Genomic DNA, 24,777 nt, shown 5'->3' on the forward strand with positions numbered 1-24,777 from the left:
CGGGATTCCTTTGAAGGAGCAATGACCGTCAGGCTAGAAGCGATTGACTTTCTTTAAAATTGAATAATAGTGAGTAACTTGTTCTGTTATGGAGAATGGTGGTGGAGTTCAGCCAATTGCGGATCTTTCAGGCGGTGGCCGAGGAGGGTTCGATCACCCGCGCCGCCGAGCGTCTGCACCGTGTGCCGTCCAATCTGTCGACTCGGCTCAAACAGCTGGAGGAGCAATTGGGCGTCGAGCTTTTCGTCCGTGAGCGTCAGCGTTTGCAGTTGTCGCCTGCGGGAAAAGTCCTGCTGGACTACACCGGCAAGCTGTTCGCTCTGCGCGATCAGGCCAGTGCGGCGGTGATGGGCGGGCAACCGGCCGGGGATTTCGTCCTCGGCACGCTGTACAGCACGGCGGCGATCCATTTGCCGGCGCTGTTGGCGCGCTATCACAAGCAATACCCGGCGGTGAATCTGCAAGTGCAGTCCGGACCCAGCGGCGAACTGCTCGAAGGCCTGGTCTCCGGGCGTCTCGATGCGGCGCTGGTGGACGGCCCGCCACAACTCGCCGGGATCGACGGCGTGCCGCTGTGCGACGAGCGTCTGGTGCTGATCAGCGAAGCCGACCACCCGCCGATCCGCAGCGCCAAGGAGGTCGAGGGCAGGGCGGTGTTCACCTTCCGCCATGGTTGCGCCTACCGCGCGCGGCTGGAGGCGTGGTTCGTTCACTATCAGGCGGCGATGGGCCGGGCGATGGAGATCGAGTCCTATCAGGGCATGCTTGCCTGCGTGATTGCCGGCAGTGGTGTGGCACTGATGTCGGAGTCGATGCTGGCCAGTCTGCCGGGGCGCGAAAGCGTCGCGGTGCACCCTTTGGCCGAGCCGTTCGCCAGTGCGACAACGTGGCTCATGTGGCGCAAGGGCATGGTCGGGGCCAACCTCAATGCCTGGATTGAACAGCAGCAAGCGCTCTATCCCGTGGCCGCGAATGAATCCCGGCAGACGGCGTGAACCAACCGATGGTAATTCTGTTCAATTCAGTAACAGATCATTGCGGATTTGGCCGAGCATTGCGTAGGACTTCGGACTATTATCAGTGCGAAGCGGCCTCAGAATTCCGGCCGCTCAGCACTACCCTGAAGGGGGCATGACGATGAAAGAGAAAATTCAGAACTGGCTGCACGATTTGGGTGTCGCCCTCGGCTTGATCGAACCGCCTCTGCAACCCGTACCGATCCGTACCGATGACGAACAGCGCCGGCGTCAGCCTCGCCGGCGGTAGTGCTCTATTCAAAGATCAAAAGATCGCAGCCTTCGGCAGCTCCTACAGGGCAATGTGTTTCCTGTAGGAGCTGCCGAAGGCTGCGATCTTTTGCTTTTGTGGTGGTGCTCAAACATCACGAATGCTGTTCGCCGTCCTGGCGGTCTTGAGCATCCGATCTCTCTTCGGCACTAAACGGTTCAGGCCTCAAGCGTGCCCGCGCAGCCATTCGTCAATCATCGAGCGCAAACGCTCCCCGGAAAAACTGCCGAAATGTTCGCCATGCACGGTGCGGATCGGCAGCGCCTGCAAGCGTCGCAGACTGGCGGCGTAATCCTGCAGATTGGAGTGGTAGGCGTCTTCGATCAACGGCCCGTCGTAGATGATGTCGCCGCTGAACAGGGTTTCCGTTGCTGCTTCATACAGGCTGATCCCGCCCGGCGAGTGCCCCGGCGTATGCAGCACCTGCAGGGTACGATTGCCCAGATCCAGCACGTCGCCATCCTCGACAAAACCGGTGGCCGGCGCAGCCTTGACCCGGTATTCGGCGTAGCACAGCGGGCAGTCCGGGTGCGCCTCGAACATGTCGTCGCCGACGAAGGCCCGGCTCAAGTCGTTCTCGCCGTTCGGCGCGGCGAGGATGTCGGCCTCGGCGCGATGCACCAGGCGCTCGGTGAATTCGTGATGCCCGGCAATGTGGTCGAAGTGGCAATGACTGGCGACGGCCACCAGCGGCCGCTCGGTGATCCACGGCAACTGCTCGCGCAGGCTGACCAGTCCAGAGCCGCTGTCGAGCAGCAGATCCTTGTCGCGGCCCTGAATGTGCCAGAGGTTGCAGCGGTAGAACGGGCGAATATACGGCTCGTGAATCAACCGAATGCCGTCGCTCAAACTCAGAACTTCGAACCACTGATCGCGCGAAACGATCTTCATAAACCATTTCTCCAGACGTAAAAAAACGGGTGTGGCAACCGACGCCACACCCGTCGAAGAAAGCATCAAGTCGTTACATCAAAGCTTAGATTGCACTCGCCACCGTCGCCGGGCGAGGGGAGACCAGGCTGACCACTACAAAACTCACCAGACCTACTGCGAGGCTGTAGTAGATCGGTGTGTTGGCGTCCAGACCGTCCTTGAACATGAACAACAGCGCGGTGGCGAAACCCAGGCCCATGCTGGCGATGGCGCCGGCGGTGGTCGCACGTTTCCAGAAGATCGCACCGATCAGCGGAATCAGCATGCCGCCGACCAACAGGTTGTAGGCCAGGGTCAGGGCGCTGATCACGTCATTCACCACCAGCGCGATACCCAGCACCACGACACCGGTGAGCAGAGTGAACAGACGGTTGATTGCCAGGCTCGACTGTTTGCCGCCGCGCAGTTTCGGCAGCAGGTCTTCGGTCAGGGTGGTGGCAGCGGCGAGCAGGCCGGCGCTGGCAGTGGACATCATCGCGGCCAGTGCCGCGGCGATCACCAGACCACGAATGCCGTCCGGCAGCGACAGTTTGACGATGGCGGCGAAGGCGTTGTTGACGTTGTCCAGATCCGGGATCAGCACGTGCGCAGCCATGCCGATCAGCGCGCAGGCCAGACCGTAAAGGATGCAGTAGATACCGGCGATGCTGCCGGCGTACTGGGCGACTTTGGCGGTCTTGACGGTGAACACCCGTTGCCAGATGTCCTGACCGATCAGGATGCCGAAGAAGTAGATCATGAAGTAGGTGATGATCGTGTCCCAGCCGATGGTGGTGAAGTTGAACGCCGCTGCCGGCAGCTTCAGCACCAGTTCGTCCCAACCGCCGACGCGGTACAGGCAGATCGGCAACAGGATGAACATCAGGCCCACGGTCTTGATGATGAACTGGACAATGTCAGTCAGGGTCAGCGACCACATGCCGCCGATCGCCGAATAGATCACCACCACGCCACCGCCGAGCAATACCGAGATCCAGAACGGCAGGCCGAACAGCACTTGCAGCACGGTGCCGATCGCCAGGATCGAGGTCACGCCGATCATCAGGGCATAGGCCAGCATGATCGCCGCGCTCGCCGAGCGGGCCATCGGGTTATAGCGTTTTTCCAGCACCTGGGTAACGGTGTAGATCTTCAGTTTCAGCAGCGGTTTGGCGAGAAACAGGTTCAGCGCGACAATGCCGCAACCCAGCGCGGCGCACAGCCAGAAACCGGAGATGCCATGCACGTAGCCCAGACGCACGGTGCCAACGGTGGATGCACCACCGAGCACGGTCGCGGCCATGGTGCCCATGTACAGGCTTGGGCCCAGGTTCCGCCCGGCGACCAGAAAGTCCTCGTTGGTCTTGGCCTTGCGCATGCCGTAGTAGCCGAGCAACAGCATGCCGGCGGCGTAGATGAGGACGACGAATAAATCCAAAGCCATGATGGCGTGTCTCCGATTGTCTTTTTTATGTGAAACAAATTTGGTTCGGTGTGGCTGCTCACTGTGGGAGCGAGCCTGCTCGCGAAGGCGTCGGCACATTCAACAAAGAAGTGACTGACAGATTGCTTTCGCGAGCAGGCTCGCTCCCACAGGGGGGGCGTCAGGCGGCCTGACGCAGTTCAGATTTTGCTACCACTTGGCTGCGGGCATCCGTGGGCCCGAACACTTCGCGCGGTTCCGGAAACAGGCTCAGCAGCGTCAGGTACACCACCGACGCCAGGCCCAGAGTCACCGGCAGGCTGATGTCGATGCCGCCGGCCAATTCACCCAGCGGGCCGACGAATTGCCCCGGCAAGTTGACGAAGCACAGGCCGACCGCCGCGCTCGGGATCCATGCGCCCAGGCCACGCCAGTTCCAGCCGTGATTGAACCAGTAGCGCCCGCCTTGCTCGCCGCGAGTGAACACCTGCAGGTCATCCGGGCAGTAGAAACCGCGACGCACCAGCAGGCCGATGATCATGATCACCATCCATGGGGTGGTGCAGGTGATGATCAGCACGGCGAAGGTCGACACGCTCTGCACCAGGTTCGCCGCAAAGCGCCCGATGAAGATGAAGGCAATCGACAGCACGCCGATCAGCAGCGTCGCCTTGACCCGCGACAGCACCCGTGGAAACACGCTGGACATGTCCAGCCCGGTGCCATACAGCGAGGTGGTGCCGGTGGACATGCCGCCGATCACTGCGATCAGGCACACCGGCAGGAAGAACCAGCTCGGCGATACCGCCAGCAGGCCACCCACATAGTTGTTCGCCGCGATGTAGTCCGGCGCCTTGATCGCGACGATGGTCGCGGTGCTCAGGCCGAACAGGAACGGGATGAACGTGGCGATCTGCGACAGCACTACAGCGGCCATGATTCGCTGCCTGGACGTGTCACTCGGGATGTAGCGCGACCAGTCGCCAAGGAACGCACCGAAGGAAATCGGGTTGCTCATCGCGACCAGCGCCGCGCCGATGAAGGCTGCCCAGAAGCCCGGTTGACCGAGGTTCACCGTGCCCACGTAGTTCACATCGAAAGGACCGGCGAAGGCGAAGATGCCCAGCAGGAACAACAGGCTGGCGCTCCACACCGCGATCTTGTTCACCCACAGCAGAAAGCGGAAGCCGTAAATGCACACGGTCAGCACCAGAATCGCGAACAGACCGTAGGCCAGGCCCAAGGTCAGGTCGGTTTCCGGCAGACCGATCAGGCGTTTCGCCCCACCGATCAACGCATCCCCCGAACTCCACACCGAGAGCGAGAAAAACGCGATGGCGGTCAACAGCGACAGGAACGAACCGACGATCCGCCCGTGCACGCCGAAGTGCGCTCCGGAGGACACGGCATTGTTGGTGCCGTTGATCGGGCCGAACAGGCCCATCGGTGCGAGGATCAGCGAGCCGAGCAGCACGCCCAGCACAATCGCCCAGACACCGGCCTGAAATGACAGGCCGAACAGCACCGGGAAACTGCCGAGCACGGCGGTGGCAAAGGTGTTCGAACCGCCGAAGATCATCCGGAACAAGTCCGTCGGGCCTGCGGTGCGTTCGTGGTCCGGGATCTGTTCGACCCCGTGGGTTTCAATCTGCGTAAGGCTTTGGTCGTTGTTGTTGTTATTCATGATCTGCTCCGATCATAAAGGCGCGCCTCATCGTGTGTGAGGCGTCACCTGTTTGGCTAAGGGGATGGCAGCCCTTCCGGCATTGCGGACAAATGTTCGTGGCAGGCCAGCCAATGGCCTTGTTGTTCTAGGCTCGACGCTTGTTTCCTGAAAACAATCGTCTCGCGCTCCTGGCTGAAATGTTGCTCCCCTTGCATGCGCAGCTCGGTGGCCACGTCATGGATAAACACCGCCACGTCACCTTGCAGGCTGACAAAGGCGTTGCTTGAAGTGCACGACAGCACTTCAAAGCCATCCTCGGCGCGCCAGCTGTCCCACAAGGCCTGATAGGCATCGCGCGACAGCAGCGGCTGTTCGAGGGTGTAAAACACGAAGCTCGCATCGGCGCTGAACGCGCCGAAATAAGCTTCGCGATCGTTACGAGCAAAGGCGGACACCAGATCGGCAGCCGCTTTCAATACCTGATCACGTTCGTTCATGGCCGAACCCTCAGCGGTGGACCACGCCAGGCAGTACGCAGAGCATTTCGTACAGCAGGTTGGCGGCCAGCAGCGAGGTGTTGCCGGTGGTGTCGTAAGCGGGCGAGACTTCTACCAGATCGCAGCCGATCAGGTCGAGGCCCTGGCAGCCGCGAACGACTTCAATCGCCTGAATGGTCGTCAGACCACCGATTTCCGGGGTGCCGGTGCCGGGCGCCCAGGCCGGGTCGATACCGTCGATGTCGAAGCTCAGGTACACCGGGCCACCACCGACTTTCTCGCGCACTTCGGCCATCAGCGGTGCCAGCGACTTGTGCCAGCACTCTTCGGCCTGCACCACGCGGAAACCCTGATCGCGGCTCCAGTTGAAGTCGTCAGCGGTGTAGCCCTGCGCGCGCAGACCAATCTGCACTACGCGGTCGCAGTCCAGCAGACCTTCTTCGACGGCGCGACGGAAGGTCGTGCCGTGGGCGATCTTCTCGCCGAACATGTGATCGTTGACGTCGGCGTGCGCATCGATGTGCACCAGACCGACCTTGCCGTGCTTCTTGTGAATCGCCCGCAGGATCGGCAGGGTGATGGTGTGGTCGCCACCCAGGGTCATCGGGATCACGTTGTGCTCGAGGATGTTGTCGTAGGCTTCTTCGATGATGCGCACGGCGTCGAGCAGGTTGAAGGTGTTGATCGCCACGTCACCGATGTCGGCGACCGACAGCGAGTCGAACGGCGCGGCGCCGGTGGCCATGTTGTACGGGCGGATCATCACCGATTCGGTGCGGATGTCGCGCGGCCCGAAGCGAGTGCCGGGGCGCAGCGAAGTGCCGATGTCCAGTGGCACGCCAACGAAGGCAGCGTCCAGGCCGGCAGCGGTCGGTACATGGGGGAGTCGGAGCATGGTGGCGATGCCGCCGAAGCGCGGCATTTCATTGCCGCCCAGTGGTTGGTGAAGAATCTTGTCCACGGGTAGGGCCTCATCGTCTTTGTTTTATTTATGTCGGCGCACCGTTGAGCACAGGTTCGGACGCCGCTGTGGGGCCGATTCTGCGAAATGTAGTGCGGGGGAAGAATCGCTACGGGCAAAAACTTAGTTCAGATTTTTCTAAACTAATGGTCAGGCCCGGGATAGACTTCTTGCCAAGTGAAACACCCTTGTAGGCGCTGCCGAGGACTGCGATTTTTTGATCTTGACCTTAAAAACAAAGATCAAAAGATCGCAGCCTTCGGCAGCTCCTACAGGGTGAAATCAACGGTGTTTGGAGAGCCGCATGGCCAACGCTTTACCCGACCTGAAACTATTGCGCATTTTCGTCAGCGTGGTCCGGCATCAGGGCTTCGCCAATGCACAGCAGGAGCTCAACCTGTCGACCTCGGCGATCAGCACCTACATGAGCCAGCTCGAAGCGGCGCTCGGTCTGGTGCTGTGCCATCGCGGGCGCGGTGGGTTCAGCCTGACCAGCAAGGGTGAGCTGTTCCATCAGGAAACCTTGCGCCTGCTGGCCGAACTCGAAGGTTTCGAGCAATACGCCGCCGCGCTCAAGGGCGAACTGCGTGGCACGCTCAACCTCGGGGTGATCGACTCCACCGTCAGCGACAAGGCCTTGCCGTTCGCCGAAGCCATCGGTGCCTACAGTCAGGAACACCCGGCGGTGCATTTGCATCTGTCGGTGATGAGCCCGTACGAACTGCAACTCGGCGTGCAGGACAATCGCCTCGATCTGGCCATCGGCGCGTTCTCCACGCGCATGAGCGGTCTGGTGTACATGCCGCTGTACCGCGAGCAGCACTGGCTGTATTGCAGCAGCCGGCATCCGTTGTTCAACGAGCGGCGGATTCCCGAGCAGGTCATCACCCAGCAACGCATGGTCGGCCGTGGCTACTGGAGTCAGGCAGAGCTGGCACGTCATGGATTCAAGCACAGCGCGGCGACCGTGGAGAGTATGGAGGCACAGCTGATTCTGGTGCTGTCCGGCGCCTACATCGGTTACCTGCCGGAGCATTACGCCCAGGCCTGGGCCGACAAGGGCGACTTGCGCGTGTTGCTGCCGGCGACCTTCGGTTATCAGGCGCCATTTTCGATGATCATGCGCCGTGGCCGCAGCCGCGAACCGTTGATCCAGACGTTCCGTGATCTGCTCAAAGCGCAGTTGAATCAGGCGTAAAAACTATGTCCAGACCCCAATGCCCGCGCTGCCTGCGCCCACTCACCCATTGCCTGTGCCCACTGATCCCGAACCTCGACAGCCGCACCCGGGTGCTGCTGTTGCAGCATCCGAGCGAGGTCAATCATGCGCTCAACACCGCGCGATTGGCGGCGTTGGGTTTGACCAATGCCGAGCTGATTGTCGGCGAGGTATTCGAGGATTTACCTGCGCTGCTGAACCGGCCGGGGTATCAGGCGCGGTTGCTGTTTCCCGCTGACGATGCGCAGCCGATGCAGGCTTATGGAGAATCCGATGAACCGTTGCTGCTGGTGGTGCCGGACGGCACCTGGCGCAAGGCACGCAAGATGCTCCACCTCAACCCGCTGCTGGCGGCGTTGCCACGGGTGACGCTGGCGCAGGGCGGGGTGTCGCGCTACCGGTTGCGCAAGGCCCCGGGGCCGGGGGCGTTGTCGACCATTGAGGCGATTGTGCAGGCGCTGGAAACCCTCGAGGCCCCGGCGACGTTTGCGCCGTTGTTGAAGCCGTTCGAGGCGTTGATCGAGGGGCAGATTGCGGCGATGGGGGCGGAGGTCTACCAGCGAAATCATGCGAAATAATAGTTGTTGATACGGGCCTCTTCGCGAGCAGGCTCGCTCCCACATTTGATCGCAGATGTGCACAAATTATGTGCTCGGCTCAAATTCCCTGTGGGAGCGAGCCTGCTCGCGAAGGCGTCGGATCAATCACCGCAAATCCCAACAATGCCTACCGCTCGCGCATCGCCTCGGTCCGGGCTTTGAGCACTGGTTTGAGCAGGTAATCCAGCACGCTTTTCTCCCCGGTAATAATGTCCACCGTCGCCACCATCCCCGGGATGATCAGCAGCGGTTTCACATCCCCGCCCAAATGGTTTTTATCGGTGCGCACCTGAATCAGGTAGAAGCTGTTGCCCTTGTCATCGGTAATCGTGTCGGCGCCGATCAGTTCCAGTTTCGCGCTCAGCCCGCCGTAGATCGTGTAGTCATAGGCACTGAACTTGACCATGGCTTTCTGGCCCGGATGGAGGAACGCGACGTCTTGCGGACGGACCTTGGCTTCGATCAGCAGGTTGTCCTCCAGTGGCACGATTTCCACCATGTCGCTGCCCGGCTGCACCACGCCGCCGATGGTGTTGACCTTGAGTTGCTTGATCACCCCGTGCACCGGTGAGGTCACGGTGGTGCGGCTGACCCGGTCGTCGATGGCGATGCTCGACGCGGTGATTTTCGACAGGTCGGTGCGCTTCTGATTGAGGTCCTTGGCGGCGTCGGAGCGGAAGGTCTGTTCCGATTCGTCGATCTTGCTCTTGATCTCGTTGATCGCCGATTCCGCCCGTGGGATCGCCAAAGTCGTCGCGTTCAGCGAGCCGCGAATTTCCACCGCGCTGCGTTTCAGTCGCAGGATCTCCACCGGTGACACCGCACCAGTGCCGACCAGCGGCGCCGACATGTTCATCTCTTGCTGCAGCAGCGCCAGGCTGGAACTGTACTGGCCTTGCTTGGAGCGAAACTCCGCCAGCTCCTGAGTCTTCTGCCGCAGCTGTTCGGTGAGGGTGCGTTGCTCACTGGCCAGACGGCGCTGGCGCTGGTCGTACAGCGCCCGTTCGTCTTCGGCGACCTGTGGCGCCTTGGCGATCACCTCGTCAGACAGCTTGAACGGACGGCCCTCGGCTTCGGCGGAAAGGCGTTCGACTTGCGCGGTCAGCGCGTAACGGTCGGCTTCGCTCTCACCCTTGTTCGACAGGAAGCGTGTGTCATCCAGGCGCAGCAGCTTGTCGCCCTTGTTCACCATTTGCCCTTCACGGACAAAAATCTCGGTGACGATCCCGCCTTCCAGGTTCTGGATCACCTGAACCTTGCTCGACGGAATTGCCTTGCCTTCGCCCATGGTCACTTCTTCAAGCACGGCGAACTTGGCCCAGACCAGCGCGCTGACCAGCAGCGCCGCGGCCAGCCACACGGTGATCCGCGACCAGCGCGGCGAATCCTGCAGCGAAGCGCCGGCGGTTTCCGGCATGAACTCGGCTTCGGCGCTTTTGCCGAAACTGTCGAAGTAGCCGCGCTCTTTCGAAGATGAAGCTGACATGCGGCGATACCCCTCACTCAAGAGAAACAGGTCAACACATTCCTTGTGGCGAGGGAGCTTGCTCCCGCTGGGTTGCGCAGCAGCCCCAAAGATCTTGTGGGCGCTGCGCACCCAAGCGGGAGCAAGCTCCCTCGCCACGGACAGTAGGTGGCCACCGGTTTATGTTGCATCGGCTAAACCGCCGCCGAGCCGACGCGGCCCTTGCGCAGTGCATCGATGACCGCTTCTTTCGGGCCGTCGGCGACGACCCGGCCGTTGTCCAGCACCAGCAACCGGTCCACCAGGCTCAGCATCGAGGTGCGGTGGGTGACCAGCAGCAGGGTTTTGCCTTGCACCCAGCCGTGGAGCTTCTGGCGCAGCAGGTCTTCACTGCTGTTGTCCATGGCGCTGGTGGGTTCATCGAGCAGCATGATCGGTGGGTCGAGCAGCAACGCCCGGGCGAGTAACACCGCCTGACGCTGGCCACCGGAGAGCAACTGCCCGCGCTCGCCCACCGGCCGGTCGAAACCTTGCGGATGCTGGCGCGCCAGTTCGGTGACGCCGGTCAGTTCGGCGACTTCGAGCATGCGCGAATCGCTGATGTAGCGAGCGCCGAGGGTCAGGTTGTCGCGCAGGCTGCCGGCCAAAAGCGGCAGGTCGTGGGCGACATAACCGATCTGCTGGCGCAGGTCGGCGACATCCAGTTGCCGCAGGTCGAGACCGTCGAGCAGCAACTGGCCTTCTTCGGGTTCATAGAAACCCATCACCAGCCGCGCCAGGGTGCTTTTGCCGGAACCGCTGCGGCCGATGATGCCGATCCGCTCGCCGGGTTTCATGCTGAAGCTGACGTTGCTCAGCGCCGGCGCGTTCTGGCCGTTGTAGTGAAAGGTCACGCCGCTGACGTCCAGCGCACCTTGCAGTTGCGTGCGTTCCAGTGGCCGCTGCTTGCCGTCGCGCTCCTGTGGCAGGCCCATCAGCGCGTCGGTGCTTTTCATGGTCAGTTGCGCTTGCTGGTAGCGCGTGATCAGCCCGGCGATCTGCCCCAGCGGCGCGAGCACCCGGCTGCCGAGCATGTAGCTGGCCACCAGCGCACCGACGCTGAGGTTACCGGCGATGATGCTGTAGACCCCGGCGACGATCGTCGCCATCCCCGAGAACTGTTGGATGAACAGCGTGCCGTTGGTCGCCAGCGCCGAGAGGTTGCGCGCGTGGCTGTCGAGGCGGGTGAGGGCGCCGTGGGTGCTTTCCCATTTGTGCTGGCGCTCGCTTTCGGCGCTGCAGGCCTTGAGGGTTTCCAGGCCGCCGAGGGTTTCGATCAGCAGCGCCTGCCGTTCGGCACCGAGGCTCAGGCTTTTCTGCACGGTGTCACGCAGGCGCACCTGAATCACCAGGGCAAAAATAATCGTGAGCGGAAATGCCAGCAGCGGAATCACCACCAGCCAGCCGCCGAGCAGGCCGATCACCACCAGCATCAACACCACGAACGGCAGATCGATCAGGCTGGTCAGGGTCACAGCGGTGAGGAATTCGCGCAGGCCCTGAAAGTCATGAATGCTCTGGGCAAAACCGCCGATGGTTGCCGGCCGCGCCTTCATCGCCATGCCGGTGATGCGTTCAAATAAAGTCGCGGAAAGGATCACATCGGTTTTCTTCCCGGCAGTGTCCAGCAGGTGCGCGCGCACCACCCGCAGCACCAGTTCGAAACCGGTGCCGATCAGCAGGCCGATCGACAACACCCAGAGGGTCGACGTGGCCTGATTCGGCACCACGCGGTCGTAGGTCTGCATGACGAACAGCGGCACCATCAGGCCCAGCAGGTTGATCAGGAAACTGGCGAGGATGGCGTCGCTGTACAGCCATTTCGACAACTTGAGGGTGTCGCGAAACCAGGCGTGAACCCGCGGCACCAGCGGTGAACGCAAGTCTTCGAGTTCGTGGCGCGGACGGGCGAACAAGGCCTGGCCGCTGTAGTGTTCGGCAAGTTCTTCGCGCTCGACCCATTGCTCGCCGCCATCGGCTTCGCTGGGCAGGATCAGCGCCTTGCCGTCGTCGGCGAAACGCCGCAGCACGGCGGTTCGGCCGTCCTTGAGCAGCAGCAGAATCGGCAGATTCAGCGCAGAAATATCCTTCAGCTCGCGGCGCAACAAGCGCGCCTGCAAGCCGGCCCGGGCGGCTGCGCGGGGCAGCAGATCCAGGCTCAGACGTTGCTTGTTCAGGGGCAGCCCGGCACTCAGGCTGGCACGACTGACCGTCGCGCCATGCAGTTTGCAGAGGATCAACAGACCGTCGAGTAACGGGTCATCGAAGCTCAGCCGCGGATCAATCCCGGCGTTGCCGCCTTCGGCCATGCTAGTCATTTTGATCGCCCCTGTTGAACTGACTCGGCTATCGACACATCGCCCCTGTAGGAGCTGCCGAAGGCTGCGATCTTTTGATGTTGTTTTTGCAGATCAAGATCAACAGATCGCAGCCTTCGGCAGCTCCTACAAGGGGTTACCTCATTTCAGTTCGGGCAGGCGCGCTTCGTTTTTCACCTCGGTCGCGGCGATCGCATCTGCTGGCAGCACCACCCGTTGCTTGCTCAGCAACTGGCCCATGTTCGCCAGCACGCGGTACATCGAGTATTCCTCGGTGTAGCGGATTTCGGTGTAGCGACGGTTGGCGTTGTAGAGCTCGTTTTCACTGTCGAGCAAGTCGAGCAGGGTGCGTTGTCCGAGACCGAACTGATCCTGATAAGCCGCGCGGACTCGTTTGGTGGTCTCGGCATATTCACGGGCGGTCGGAGTCTGTTTCTTCGCGTTGGTCATGGCGTTCCACGCCAGGTGAATGTTCTCGTTCAACTGACGCAGGGCATTGTTGCGGATGTCCATCGCCTGGTTGATCTGGTGCGCATCGGAGGCCAGACGAGCCTTGTCGCTGCCGCCGCGGAACAGGTTGTAGTTCATGATCACGCCCACGCGCCATTCGTTGTCGTGGCCTTCATCACCTTGCACGTTGTTGTTCGCGCCCACCGCCGCTTCGGCGTCGAAGCGTGGGTAGAACGGCGACTTGGCAACTTCGTACTGGCTCTCGGCCGACTGCACGTCCGCCTGCGCGGATTTCAGGTACGGGTTGTTCTCGACCATGCTCTGCTGGGCTTCCGGCAGGCTGGTGGGGATTTCGCCGCGAGTCGATGGTGGTGCTTCGAGCTCATCGGGCATGCGCCCGACCACGGCGTAGAAATTCGACTCGGCGTCGGCCAGATCGACTTCGGCGGTGTCGAGGTTGTTCTGCGCCAGCGCCTTACGGGCGACCGATTGATCGGAGTCGGCGGTACTGCCTATGCCGCGCTCGGTGCGCAGGCCGATCTGATCGTTGACGCGCAAATGCGCTTGCAGGTTGTTCTTGGCCAGGGTCACCAGTTCACGGCGCTTGAGCACTTCGAGGTAGACCTCGATGGTGCGCAGGGCCAGATCCTGAGCGGTGCCTTGCGCGTAGTAGGCGCGGGAGTTGGACACACCCTTGGTGCGCTCGACTTCGTTGGCGGTGTTGAAACCGTCGAAGATCATCTGCCGCAGCCGTAGCTCGGACTGGGTGTAGTTGAGAATCGAAGTGTGGTGATTACCCAGCGCACGGGTGTTGGTGTTGTCGCTGTAACCGCGCCCGTAAGCGGCATTCAAATCGACGGACGGATAGAAGCCGCCCTTGGCGACTTTTACCTGCTCATCGGCTGACAGTTTGGCGTCCACGCGCGAGGCGAGTTCCGGGTGGGTGGCGATGGTGCTTTGAATCGCTTCGGTCAGGTTCATGGCCTGGGCTTGGGAAGTGCAAGCCATGGCCAGCAAAACCGCGCTGCAGAGGGGGGTTAGTACGCGCATGGGTGCATCTCCCTGGGTCCTGATGGTGCGTTACTGTCGCCAAATATTTGACGATAATTTGAGGTGTAAGCGTTTCACTCTTGTAACAACAGAGCTAAGAACATCCTGAAGCGTAGCTAAGAAAAAATTTTCATAAGGCTTATGCCGAAAAAAACTTATGCGGTTCTCGAAAACCGGCACATTGTTCAGGGCGAAAGCCTTTGTTTCATGCGCTTTAGGGAGCACAAAAAGGCTTGAGGAAAGTTCCATTCACTTTGCGACATACGGCGAAGTACTGCTGAAGGGGAGGGACGCGTAGCGGCAGATGAGCGACAGATTTTTGTCACTCGGGTGATTCACCACCGTTACGTAGCGTTAGTGGGTGTGCTGCATTCATCAGGATTGCGAAGTGCTTGAAAGCACTGAGGTTTCCTTGTTTGCGCAACCTGCGACACGAACTGTCGAGGTGCGAGCGTCGCCCCGACAACCCGATTGAGCCATGGGCTGCTTCGCGAACCAGTGCCGACGGTGGTCGGCAGCGGAGGAATTTCACATGGCAACGCTCATCGGGATCGTCACTAAAGTCATTGGTCAGGTTTTTGCGCAGGGCACCGACGGCACACGCCGCGCCCTGGTCGAGGGCGACCGCCTGTATGCCGGCGATCAATTGATCACCGGGGCGGAAGGCGCCGTCGCCGTTCATCTGGAAAATGGCCGCGAGTTGACCCTGGGTCGCGACAGCAGCATGACCCTGTCCGGGCAACTGCTGGCCAATCAGGCCGTGCATGTCGATTCCCCTGAAGCGCTGACCCCAAGCCAGGCACAGCTGACTGACGTCGAGCAGATCCAGAAAGCCATCGCTGCCGGCGAAGACCCGACCAAAGCGGCAGAAGCCACCGCCGCTGGCCCGAATGCGCCGGGCGGCGCGCCCGGTGAGCTGGGCGGCGGCCACAGTTTTGTCCTGCTGACGGAAGTCGGTGGGCGAGTGGATCCGGTGATCGGCTTCCCGACCGCCGGTTTCAACGGTATTCCCGAGTTTCCCGAAGAGCGGCATAACGCGGTGATCGATAACGGCGATAACACGCCGATCGTGCCGCCGCCGGTCAACAATCCGGTGACCCTCAGCGGCCTCGCGGTGCCCGGGGGCGAGTTGACCCTCAACGAAGCCAACCTGCCTGCCGGCTCCTCGGCCAACCCCGGCACGCTGACCCAGAGCGGCAGCTTCACAGTGTCGGCGCCGGACGGGCTGAGCAGTCTGAACATCGGCGGTATCAACGTGATCAGCGGTGGCGTGGCGGCCGGGTTCCCGCAGTCGATCACCACACAACTGGGCAACACCCTGACCATCACCGGTTACAACGCCAGCACCGGAGTGGTCAGCTACAGCTACACCCTCAACGGCAACGACGCCCATCCGGCCGGTGACGGCGCCAACAGCCTCAGCGAACATTTCACCGTGACCGCAAGCGACAGCAATGGCGACAGCGCCACCGGCTCGCTCGACGTCAACATCATCGACGACGTGCCCAAAGCGGCGAATGACAGCAACGCCAACACCGCCTCGGAAACCCTGCTGACCCTGACCGGCAACGTGCTGACCAACGACGTGCAAGGCGCCGATCGCGTACCGACCGGCCCGGTCACTGCCGGCACCTTTACCGGCACTTTCGGCACCCTCGTATTGAATGCCAATGGCACGTACACCTACACCCTGAACACCAGCGACGCGGATTTCAAAGCTCTGCACGGTGGCGGCAATGGTACCGAGACTTTCACCTACACCCTCACCGATTCGGACGGCGACACCAGTACTGCGAATCTGGTTTTGCAGATTCACAACAACGACGATCCGGTGGTGATCAATGGCTTGAACGTCGAGGGGGGCGAGCTGACGGTCTATGAAAAAAACCTCGGCACCGGCAGCGAGCCGGACTCGAGTGCGCTGACCCAAAGCGGCACCTTCACCATCACCGCACTGGACGGCGTCACCACGCTGACCGTCGGCGGCATCGCGGTTGTCACCAATGGCGTCGCTGCAGGCTTCCCGCAATCGGTCACCACACCGTTGGGCAGTACGCTGACCATCACCGGTTTCAACGCGACCACCGGGGTAGTGAGTTACAGCTACACCTTGGTCGACAATGAGGCCCATCCGACGGCCAACGGCGCCAACAATCTGCCTGAACAATTCGCCGTCACCGTCGTGGACGACAACGGCACCACCGCCAATGCAACCCTCGATGTGAACGTGATCGACGACCTGCCCAAAGCGGTCGATGACAGCAACACGGGGACGGCTTCGGAAACCACGCTCACGCTGACAGGCAACGTGCTGACCAACGACGTGCAAGGCGCCGACCGCGTTCCGAGTGGCCCGGTCACCGCCGGTACGTTCACCGGCACCTACGGCACCCTGGTACTGAATACCGACGGCACCTACACCTACACGCTCAACACCACCGACGCCGATTTCAAAAACCTGCACGGCGGCGGCAATGGCACCGAGACTTTCACCTACACCCTCACCGATTCTGACGGCGATACCAGCACCGCGAACCTCGTCCTGCAAATCCACAACAACGACGATCCGGTGATCATCAACGGCCTGGATGTGAATGGCGGCGAACTCACCGTTTACGAAAAAAACCTCAGCGACGGCAGCGCCCCGGACTCTACCGCGCTGACCCAAAGCGGCACCTTCACCATCACCGCACTGGACGGCGTCACCACGCTGACCGTCGGCGGCATCGCGGTTGTCACCAATGGCGTCGCTGCAGGCTTCCCGCAATCGGTCACCACACCGTTGGGCAGTACGCTGACCATCACCGGTTTCAACGCGACCACCGGGGTAGTGAGTTACAGCTACACCTTGGTCGACAATGAGGCCCATCCGACGGCCAACGGCGCCAACAATCTGCCTGAACAATTCGCCGTCACCGTCGTGGACGACAACGGCACGACTGCCACTGCAACCCTCGATGTGAACGTGATCGACGACCTGCCCAAAGCGGTCGATGACAGCAACACGGGGACGGCTTCGGAAACCACGCTCACGCTGACAGGCAACGTGCTGACCAACGACGTGCAAGGCGCCGACCGCGTTCCGAGTGGCCCGGTCACCGCCGGTACGTTCACCGGCACCTACGGCACCCTGGTACTGAATACCGACGGCACCTACACCTACACGCTCAACACCACCGACGCCGACTTCAAAAACCTGCACGGCGGCGGCAATGGCACCGAGACTTTCACCTACACCCTCACCGATTCTGACGGCGATACCAGCACCGCGAACCTCGTCCTGCAAATCCACAACAACGACGATCCGGTGATCATCAACGGCCTGGATGTGAATGGCGGCGAACTCACCGTTTACGAAAAAAACCTCAGCGACGGCACCAGTCCCGATGCACCGGCGCTGACCCAGAGCGGCACCTTCACGGTGACCGCGCTCGACGGTTTGCAAACCCTGACCGTGGGCGGGATCAACGTTGTTACCGGTGGTGTGGCCGCAGGCTTCCCGCAATCGATCGTCACGCCGTTGGGCAGCACGCTGACCATCACCGGCTACAACCCGGCGACCGGCGTGGTCAGCTACAGCTACACCCTGGTCGACAACGAAACCCATCCGAACGCCAACGGCGCCAACAGCATCACCGAGAACTTCAACGTAGTTGCTACGGACACTGACGGCAGCACCGCCAGCGGCCAGATCAACGTCAACATCGTCGATGATCTGCCCAGTGCCCATCCTGATGCCGCGTCGGTGGCGGAGGGTGGCACCGTCAGCGGCAACGTGCTCGACAATGACATCGGCGGCGCCGACGGCCCGGCGGTGACCGGTGCGGTGGTCGGTGTGCGCGCCGGCTCCGACACCTCGACCTCGGCCATTGGCGGACTCAACAGCAACATCAATGGCACGTACGGTTACCTGACGCTGGACGCCAACGGCAACGCGGTCTATCACAGCAATCCCAATGCCGTGAGCGGCCCCGGCACGGTGGATGTGTTCACCTACACCGTGCGCGATTCCGACGGCGATGAAAGCACCACGACCATCACCATCGATGTCGCCAACAGCAAGCTGTATGCGACCAGCGACACCGACGTCACGGTCTACGAAAAAGCCCTGGACCTGACCAGGGACGGTGCCGATCTGGCCCCCGGTACAGTCACCGGCAGCGATCCGACCGATACGGGTGAAACCGCGTCCGGCACCCTCGTCGGCTCAGTCACCGGCGCGGTCGGAGCGATCAGCTATGCGCTGGTCGGCAGTGCCACCGGCAACTATGGGCAGATCGTGCTCAACCCCAACGGCACTTACACCTACACGCTGACCTCGCCGGCAACCACCACACCGCATGCCGATGACGGTGCCAATACCCTGACTGAAACCTTCACCTATCAGGCCACCGATTCGCTGGGCAATGTGGTCACCAGCACCATCGTCGTCAGCATCGTCGATGACGTGCCCAAAGCCCTCAACGACAATAACGCTAACAGCGCCTCGGAAACCCAACTGACCCTGACCGGCAATGTGTTGAGCAACGACGTGCAAGGCGCGGATGTGGTCGCCACCGGACCGAATGCCGGGCCGATCACCGCCGGTACCTTCACCGGGACGTACGGCACGCTGGTGCTCAACGCCAACGGCACTTACACCTATACGCTCAACCCGGCTGACGCCGATTTCAAAGCGCTGCACGGCGGTGGAAATGGCACCGAGACATTCACCTACACGCTCACCGATGCCGACGGCGATACCAGCACCGCCAACCTGGTGCTGAACATCCACAACAACGACGATCCGGTGGTGCTCAACGGGCTCGACGTCAATGGCGGTGAACTCACCGTCTACGAGAAAAACCTCAGTGACGGCACCAGCCCTGATACCCCGGCGCTGACCCAGAGCGGTACCTTCACCGTCACGGCCCTTGATGGACTGCAAACCCTCACCGTCGGTGGCATTGCCGTAGTGACCAACGGGGTCGCCGCAGGCTTTCCGCAATCGGTGGTGTCGCCGCTGGGCAGCACGTTCACCGTGACCGGCTACAACCCGGCGACCGGCGTGGTCAGCTACAGCTACACGTTGGTGGACAACGAAAATCACCCGACCGCTAACGGCGCCAACAGCCTCACCGAAAACTTCAACGTGGTCGCGACGGACACCGATGGCAGCACCGCCAGCGGCCAGATCAACGTCAACATCATCGACGATTTGCCGACTGCCAAGGCCGACACCGGCTCGGTGGCGGAGGGCGGTACGGTGAATGTCAGCGTGTTGGGCAATGACGTCACCGGCGCCGATGGCGCAGCGGCAGGCGGAGCAGTGGTCGGCGTGCGCGCCGGCGGCGACACCTCAAGCTCGGCGATCGGCGGCCTCAACAGCAACATCAACGGCACCTACGGCTACCTGACCCTAGATGCGGCAGGCAACGCCATCTATCACAGCAACCCGAACTCGGTGAGCCCACCAGGCGCCACCGACACGTTCACCTACACCATCCGCGACAGTGACGGCGATGAAAGCACCACCACCATCACCATCAACGTCGCTGACAGCAAGCTCGTGGCCTCAGTCGATCAGGACGTGACGGTCTACGAAAAAGCCCTCGACCTGACCCAGGACGGCCAGGATCTGGCGCCCGGCACGGTCACCGGCAGCGACCCGAGCAACACCGGCGAAACCGCCAGCGGCACGCTGGTCGGCGCGGTCACCGGCGGCAGCGGGGCGATCACCTACACCCTGGTCGGCAGCGCCACCGGCACTTACGGGCAGATCCAGCTCAACGCCGACGGCACTTACACCTACACCCTGACCTCGGCACCGAAAACCACGCCGAACGCCAACGACGGCGCCAACACCCTGAGCGAAAGCTTCACCTACAAAGCCACCGATGCGCTGGGCAACAGCACCACCAGCACCCTCGTGGTCAACATCGTCGACGACGTACCGAAAGCGGTGCCTTCGGATCGTTCGGTGGCGGCGGTGGAGATCGATTCCAACCTGCTGATTGTCCTCGACATCTCCGGCAGTATGGCCGACGCCTCCGGTGTACCGGGGCTGTCACGGCTGGCGCTGGCCAAGCAGGCGATCAGTGCCTTGCTCGACAAATACGATGACCTCGGCGATGTAAAGGTACAACTCGTCACCTTCAGCAGTAGCGCCACGGACCGGACTTCGGTGTGGGTGGATGTGGCGACGGCCAAGACCATACTCGCCGGTCTCACCGCCGGTGGCGGTACCAACTACGACGCTGCGGTGGCGGTGATGCAGACCGCGTTCAATACCTCGGGCAAACTCACCGGGGCGCAGAACGTCGGCTACTTCTTCTCCGACGGCAAGCCCAACGAAGGCGACATCAACGCCGCTGATGAGGCAGCGCTGAAAAACTTCCTCGATGCCAACAACATCAAGAACTACGCCATCGGTCTGGGCAGCGGCGTGAGCAACGCGAACCTCGATCCGCTGGCCTATGACGGCATCAGCCACACCAACACCAACGCGGTGGTGGTCACTGATCTCAATCAGCTCAACTCGGTACTGTCGGGCACTGTGGAAGGTGCGCCGGTCACCGGTTCATTGCTGGGCGAGGGCGGTACGTTCGGCGCCGATGGCGGCTTCATCAAATCCATCGTGGTCGACGGCACCACCTACACCTATGACCCGCGCGCCAACAGCGGCCAGGGTTCGTTGACCGCAAGCGGCGGCACCAACCACGGCACGTTCAACACCGTGAACAACACGATCAGCATCGCCACCAACAGCAGCGGCACGCTGGTGATCAACCTCGACACCGGTGATTACAGCTACACCTCGCAGAAAACCACGACCACGGTGATTACCGAGAACATCGGCTTCACCCTCAGCGACAACGACGGCGACCTCGCCAGCTCGACGCTGACTGTGAAAGTGATCCCCAACGCGCCACCGGTGGCCGTGGACGACCACGTCATCACCAACGTGCTGTCGGGCAATATCGTCGTGCCGGGCGAACTGTTGCTGGCCAATGACAGCGATCCGAACGGCGATACGCTCAACGCCACGCCCACCAGTTTCAACACGGGCTGGATCTCGAAAGCGGCGGACTTCACCGGCACCGGTGCGATCAACTTCACCGGCACTAACGCCAACACCGCCGCCAACCAGAACCTGGCCAACGTGCGTAATTCGTTCAGTGCCAACGCCGCGACAATGACTGCCGTGCTGGTGGTCAGTGGCTATCTCGGTGCGGTGACCAACAGCAACGCCAACGATGAAGACCGCATTACCGTCAACCTGCGCCAGGGCGAAACCCTCAACCTTGATCACAACCTGGCGGCCGGTCTCGTCACCATGGAGTACTCGATCAACGGTGGCGCCTACACAACCCTGGCGGACGGGCAAACCCTCACCGCGTCGGCCGATGGCGTCTATCAGATCCACATCACCAACATCACCAATCCCAGCGGCGGCGGTAACCCCAACGCGGCGGAAAACTATCAGCTGACCATGACCCTCAACTACGCCGGGGCGCATGACATTACCCCGGACTTCAACGGCACCTACACCGCCAACGACAACCATGGCGGCAGCGACACCGCCAATGTGAGCATCAGCTATCAGGACGGCCACACCCTCACCGGCACCTCGGGGGATGACGTGCTGGTGGCCGGCAGCGGCGACAACATCATCAACGCCGGCGACGGCAACGACGTACTGACCGCCGGTTCCGGCAACAACGAGATGCACGGCGGTGCGGGCAACGACTTGCTCTACAGCGGCCCGGGCAACGACATGCTCGACGGCGGCACCGGCATCGACACGGTCAGCTATGCCCACGCCACCGCCGGGGTCACGGTCAACCTCGGTCTGCTTGGTGCGCAAAACACCCTCGGCGCGGGGACGGACACCCTGACCGGAATCGAAAACCTCGTCGGCTCGAACTTCAACGACACCCTGACCGGCGACAACAATAACAACGTGATCAACGGCGGCCTGGGCAACGACATCCTCAACGGTGGCGGCGGTGATGACCTGCTGATCGGCGGCATGGGCAACAACACCCTCACTGGCGGGCCGGGCGCCGATACCTTCCAGTACCTCAAGGGCAACAGCGGCCACGACACCATCACCGACTTCACCCCCGGCACCGACAAGCTCGACCTGTCGCAACTGCTGCAAGGTGAAAACGGCACCACCGCCTCGCTCGACGACTACCTGCACTTCACCGTCACCGGCAGCGGCGCCTCGGTGCTCACCAGCATCGACGTCAGCGCCATGGCCGGCGCCACGCCGAACCAGACCATCGACCTGGCCGGCGTCAACCTCGCCAGCCACTACGGTGTAACCCCTGGGGCGGGTGGAGTGGTGGCCGGCGGGCACGACACGGCGACGATCATCAGCGGCATGCTCAATGATCATTCGCTGAAGGTGGACACGGTGTGATCAAGGCCTGAAACGACAAAACCCGCCGCTCCGGTTGATTGGAGCGGCGGTTTTTTTCTGCCTGACGGAATGTGTTGCCGGCGAGTCAGCCTTCGCGAACTCCCTCCTACAGGGGGGGCGGCGACTCTAACCTGCCTCTAACCAAATGCACCCAATCCCCTGTAGGAGCTGCCGCAGCCTGCGATCTTTTGCCGTTGCCCTTTTCGTCATCAAACAAGATCAAAAGATCGCAGCCTCGTTGCACTCGACAGCTCCTACAGAAGGGATGTCAGCCTGCGAGTCGACCCATCAATAAAGTCGTGGCGTTTTCTATTTATTTACGTTCCATTGAAAAGTAATCGAAGGCAATTAAATCCATTTGTGGTGTTGTGACGGTCATGCTCCAGATATTGTTTTCGTGGCTGTTGCCTTCTACCAACTGCGGGGGCGCTGTGTCAGAGAGATATTTTCGTTCTATCAGTTTTTTGTTGCTATCAAAAAAAGCGACTGGGATATTGCTGAATTGAGCGAATCGGCAATAGCAGCGAACTCTGGAGTACCCCCAGTTGAATTGAATGTGCATGATTTGCGTCTTGCCACTGCCTGATATATGCATTTCCAGAATCTGGCCGGAGCTTTGATTCGCTATAGGATAAAAAGGACCACCGCTGATCGGGCCTATGCTTGAAAGGGCTGTTATTCCCATATATCCAGTGCCTGTCAAAAAGCTGATGGTCATGCTCGGCAAGGTAATTTTGCCGCCCAGTGCCAAGACCTTCGTAGGATAACTATCGAAGTTTTCCGACAATATGGGGGTTCTGTTGATTTTGATGGTGTAGGGTCTGGAATTTGCGAATCTCAACATCTCTGCGTTGAAATATACGGTGGTTTCGACGTGCACGCTTGAACCATCCTGAAGCAAGTTCAGTTGTTGGCGTGAAGCAGGACGGCTGAAGCCACTGCGTTCTTCCTCCTGACTCAGGGATATACGTGTGGTGACAGGTATGGTGTAGCTATCGCCATTTTGGTCAATGCCGACGACGTTGACATCGACTGTGTAGCCACCACCGCTAAACGGCCAGTCGTTGAATATCACTAAAGGGGTGGTGGTGAACTCATTAAGATCAATGACGCTGAAACTATCAGCCGGCTCAATAATGGGGACTGGCAATCGTGGATCCCCATCGGCGATTTTCAACACCCTGACATTAAGTACCGGCGATTTACCGACTGGTTTACCGTCCCGGTTCAGGTTCCAGCGAAACAGGATCTCTTTGCCTTGCCGAGCGGCAAGATACGCCTGTGTCAGCACGGTATTGACTCGATTGTTTGTGTTGAACTGCACCAAAGGAAACGGCGTTGCGCCTGCTGGCGGCTTGACTTCGATCAGTCGTGCCCTATCCCCAGATTGGGCGCCCGGATAGTCGATCCTTATGGTCACGCCATTCTTATGGTTCAGTACGTCGATCGGATCAACCGCTGGCTTGACCAGGGTGGGGGGACTCAGCTCGACCTCAGCAAGGTGAATGTCCAGTGTCTGCACCCCCGAGGTGGCAGAGTTGCCCAATTGGTCGGTCACCACGAAATCGAGTTCGACCTTGCCGTCGCCGATTTTCTGGAAGTCCGCCGTGGAAAGGGTGATGGTCAGTGGTGTCTGAGGATCGCTGACTTCTTTGGTCAATGACTCGTTACCGATGCGAAAACGCACCACGTCATAGGCCTGCAAAGTGGTGTATCTAAACCCGAATACAACCCCTTGGGCCGCCCGTGCGGCACTCACACCATTGGCGACCACATCGGCCGGAATCACCAGTGCAAGGTTACCCGGCGCACGCAGGTGATAGAGCACCAGCAGGTCGCGCGAGCGCTCGACATTGCCGCTGCCCCGGGTGACTTTGTAGTACAGCTTATTGACGCCGTGAATCAAGTGTCCGTGGGGAATATTGAGGGCAATGCGTTTCTGTTCGTCACCGGGTTGAACGGTATCTCCGGCCACAGACGGGGCATCATCGTTGACATACAGGGCGACTGAATCGAAGGCCTTCATGCTCTGGTTGCGACGCTGCGACTCAGACCACGGATCAATTACAACCTGAAGCCCCGTGGGTTTGTCGTCGTACAGCGATCTCGGAATACCCCCGTGAGCGGGAGCGGGCGAATTCACGGGCGATACCCAGCCCGGTACGAAGACCGCGAAAAGCTTAAAGGTTTCGGCCAATGTTGAAGACTGAATATCCATGACGTGCACCCTGAGTGTTGGGAGTCTGTCCAATCGGACGTGGCTCATCTCACATCAGGTAAGAGCCGTTGCCTACTGTCAGATCTGACAGGTGGGGCCGGGTTTAAGACGAGTGGTGATGCTGGGGGCGTTGGCGGTGAATCAGGCGCTGGATAATGTTGTGCCGAAGGAACAGGCGCTGGTAGGTCTGGCCTCATCGCGAGCGGGCTCACTCCTACAGTGGATCTGCGGTGGCCACAGGGTTATGTGCTCGACAAAAAAGGTAG

The 24,777-nt window shown here is 61.0% G+C and carries 14 protein-coding genes; 5 read left to right on the plus strand and 9 right to left on the minus strand.

What is annotated here, in order from left to right:
* Nucleotides 1–101: 101 nt before the first annotated feature.
* Nucleotides 102–995 (plus strand): putrescine utilization regulator PtrR, encoded by an 894-nt coding sequence (gene ptrR / locus BW33_RS08055; RefSeq protein ID WP_047598231.1) that lies wholly within the window; start codon nucleotides 102–104, stop codon nucleotides 993–995.
* Between the two features lie 142 nt (nucleotides 996–1,137).
* The gene (locus BW33_RS30315) at nucleotides 1,138–1,266 is read left to right on the plus strand and encodes a PA1414 family protein (protein WP_003184145.1); all 129 of its coding nucleotides are present in this window, start codon (nucleotides 1,138–1,140) and stop codon (nucleotides 1,264–1,266) included.
* 186 nt (nucleotides 1,267–1,452) lie between these two features.
* On the opposite strand, the gene BW33_RS08060 is transcribed toward BW33_RS30315, so the two are convergent.
* The 5 genes from BW33_RS08060 to speB all read right to left on the minus strand — a co-directional run bounded on the left by BW33_RS08060 (nucleotide 1,453) and on the right by speB (nucleotide 6,746).
* A complete protein-coding gene (locus BW33_RS08060; protein ID WP_047598202.1) occupies nucleotides 1,453–2,178 on the minus strand; it encodes an MBL fold metallo-hydrolase in 726 nt (241 codons plus the stop codon).
* Nucleotides 2,179–2,263: 85 nt separating this feature from the next.
* A complete protein-coding gene (locus BW33_RS08065) occupies nucleotides 2,264–3,643 on the minus strand; it encodes a sodium:solute symporter (RefSeq protein WP_047598203.1) in 1,380 nt (459 codons plus the stop codon).
* 160 nt (nucleotides 3,644–3,803) lie between these two features.
* Nucleotides 3,804–5,306: a purine-cytosine permease family protein gene (locus BW33_RS08070; protein ID WP_047598204.1), complete on the minus strand. Its 1,503-nt coding sequence runs from the start codon at nucleotides 5,304–5,306 to the stop codon at nucleotides 3,804–3,806.
* Between the two features lie 56 nt (nucleotides 5,307–5,362).
* Nucleotides 5,363–5,785, minus strand: a complete 423-nt coding sequence (locus BW33_RS08075) for a YybH family protein (protein ID WP_047292404.1) — start codon at nucleotides 5,783–5,785, stop codon at nucleotides 5,363–5,365.
* A gap of 10 nt (nucleotides 5,786–5,795) precedes the next feature.
* Nucleotides 5,796–6,746 (minus strand): agmatinase, encoded by a 951-nt coding sequence (gene speB, locus BW33_RS08080; RefSeq protein WP_047598205.1) that lies wholly within the window; start codon nucleotides 6,744–6,746, stop codon nucleotides 5,796–5,798.
* Between the two features lie 304 nt (nucleotides 6,747–7,050).
* Here speB and BW33_RS08085 point away from each other — a divergent pair, with 304 nt between their 5' ends.
* Nucleotides 7,051–7,944, plus strand: coding sequence for a LysR family transcriptional regulator (locus BW33_RS08085; protein WP_007956593.1), 894 nt, complete (start codon nucleotides 7,051–7,053; stop codon nucleotides 7,942–7,944).
* Between the two features lie 5 nt (nucleotides 7,945–7,949).
* Nucleotides 7,950–8,543, plus strand: a complete 594-nt coding sequence (locus tag BW33_RS08090) for a tRNA-uridine aminocarboxypropyltransferase (protein WP_047598207.1) — start codon at nucleotides 7,950–7,952, stop codon at nucleotides 8,541–8,543.
* A gap of 148 nt (nucleotides 8,544–8,691) precedes the next feature.
* Here BW33_RS08090 and BW33_RS08095 read toward each other — a convergent pair whose 3' ends face one another.
* The 3 genes from BW33_RS08095 to BW33_RS08105 form a co-directional block, all read right to left on the minus strand.
* On the minus strand, nucleotides 8,692–10,050 hold the full coding sequence (locus BW33_RS08095) for an HlyD family type I secretion periplasmic adaptor subunit (RefSeq protein WP_047598208.1): 1,359 nt from the start codon (nucleotides 10,048–10,050) through the stop codon (nucleotides 8,692–8,694).
* A gap of 173 nt (nucleotides 10,051–10,223) precedes the next feature.
* Entirely contained in the window at nucleotides 10,224–12,386 is a 2,163-nt protein-coding gene (locus BW33_RS08100) for a type I secretion system permease/ATPase (RefSeq protein ID WP_047598209.1), read from the minus strand.
* A 141-nt stretch (nucleotides 12,387–12,527) separates the two neighbouring features.
* The gene (locus BW33_RS08105) at nucleotides 12,528–13,886 is read right to left on the minus strand and encodes a TolC family outer membrane protein (protein ID WP_047598210.1); all 1,359 of its coding nucleotides are present in this window, start codon (nucleotides 13,884–13,886) and stop codon (nucleotides 12,528–12,530) included.
* 532 nt (nucleotides 13,887–14,418) lie between these two features.
* Here BW33_RS08105 and BW33_RS08110 point away from each other — a divergent pair.
* On the plus strand, nucleotides 14,419–22,293 hold the full coding sequence (locus tag BW33_RS08110; protein WP_047598211.1) for a retention module-containing protein: 7,875 nt from the start codon (nucleotides 14,419–14,421) through the stop codon (nucleotides 22,291–22,293).
* 313 nt (nucleotides 22,294–22,606) lie between these two features.
* Here BW33_RS08110 and BW33_RS08115 read toward each other — a convergent pair whose 3' ends face one another.
* A complete protein-coding gene (locus BW33_RS08115) occupies nucleotides 22,607–24,511 on the minus strand; it encodes a hypothetical protein (protein WP_047598233.1) in 1,905 nt (634 codons plus the stop codon).
* Nucleotides 24,512–24,777: the final 266 nt, after the last annotated feature.

The sequence above is a fragment of the Pseudomonas sp. RIT288 genome, from assembly GCF_000631985.1.
Lineage (GTDB): Bacteria > Pseudomonadota > Gammaproteobacteria > Pseudomonadales > Pseudomonadaceae > Aquipseudomonas.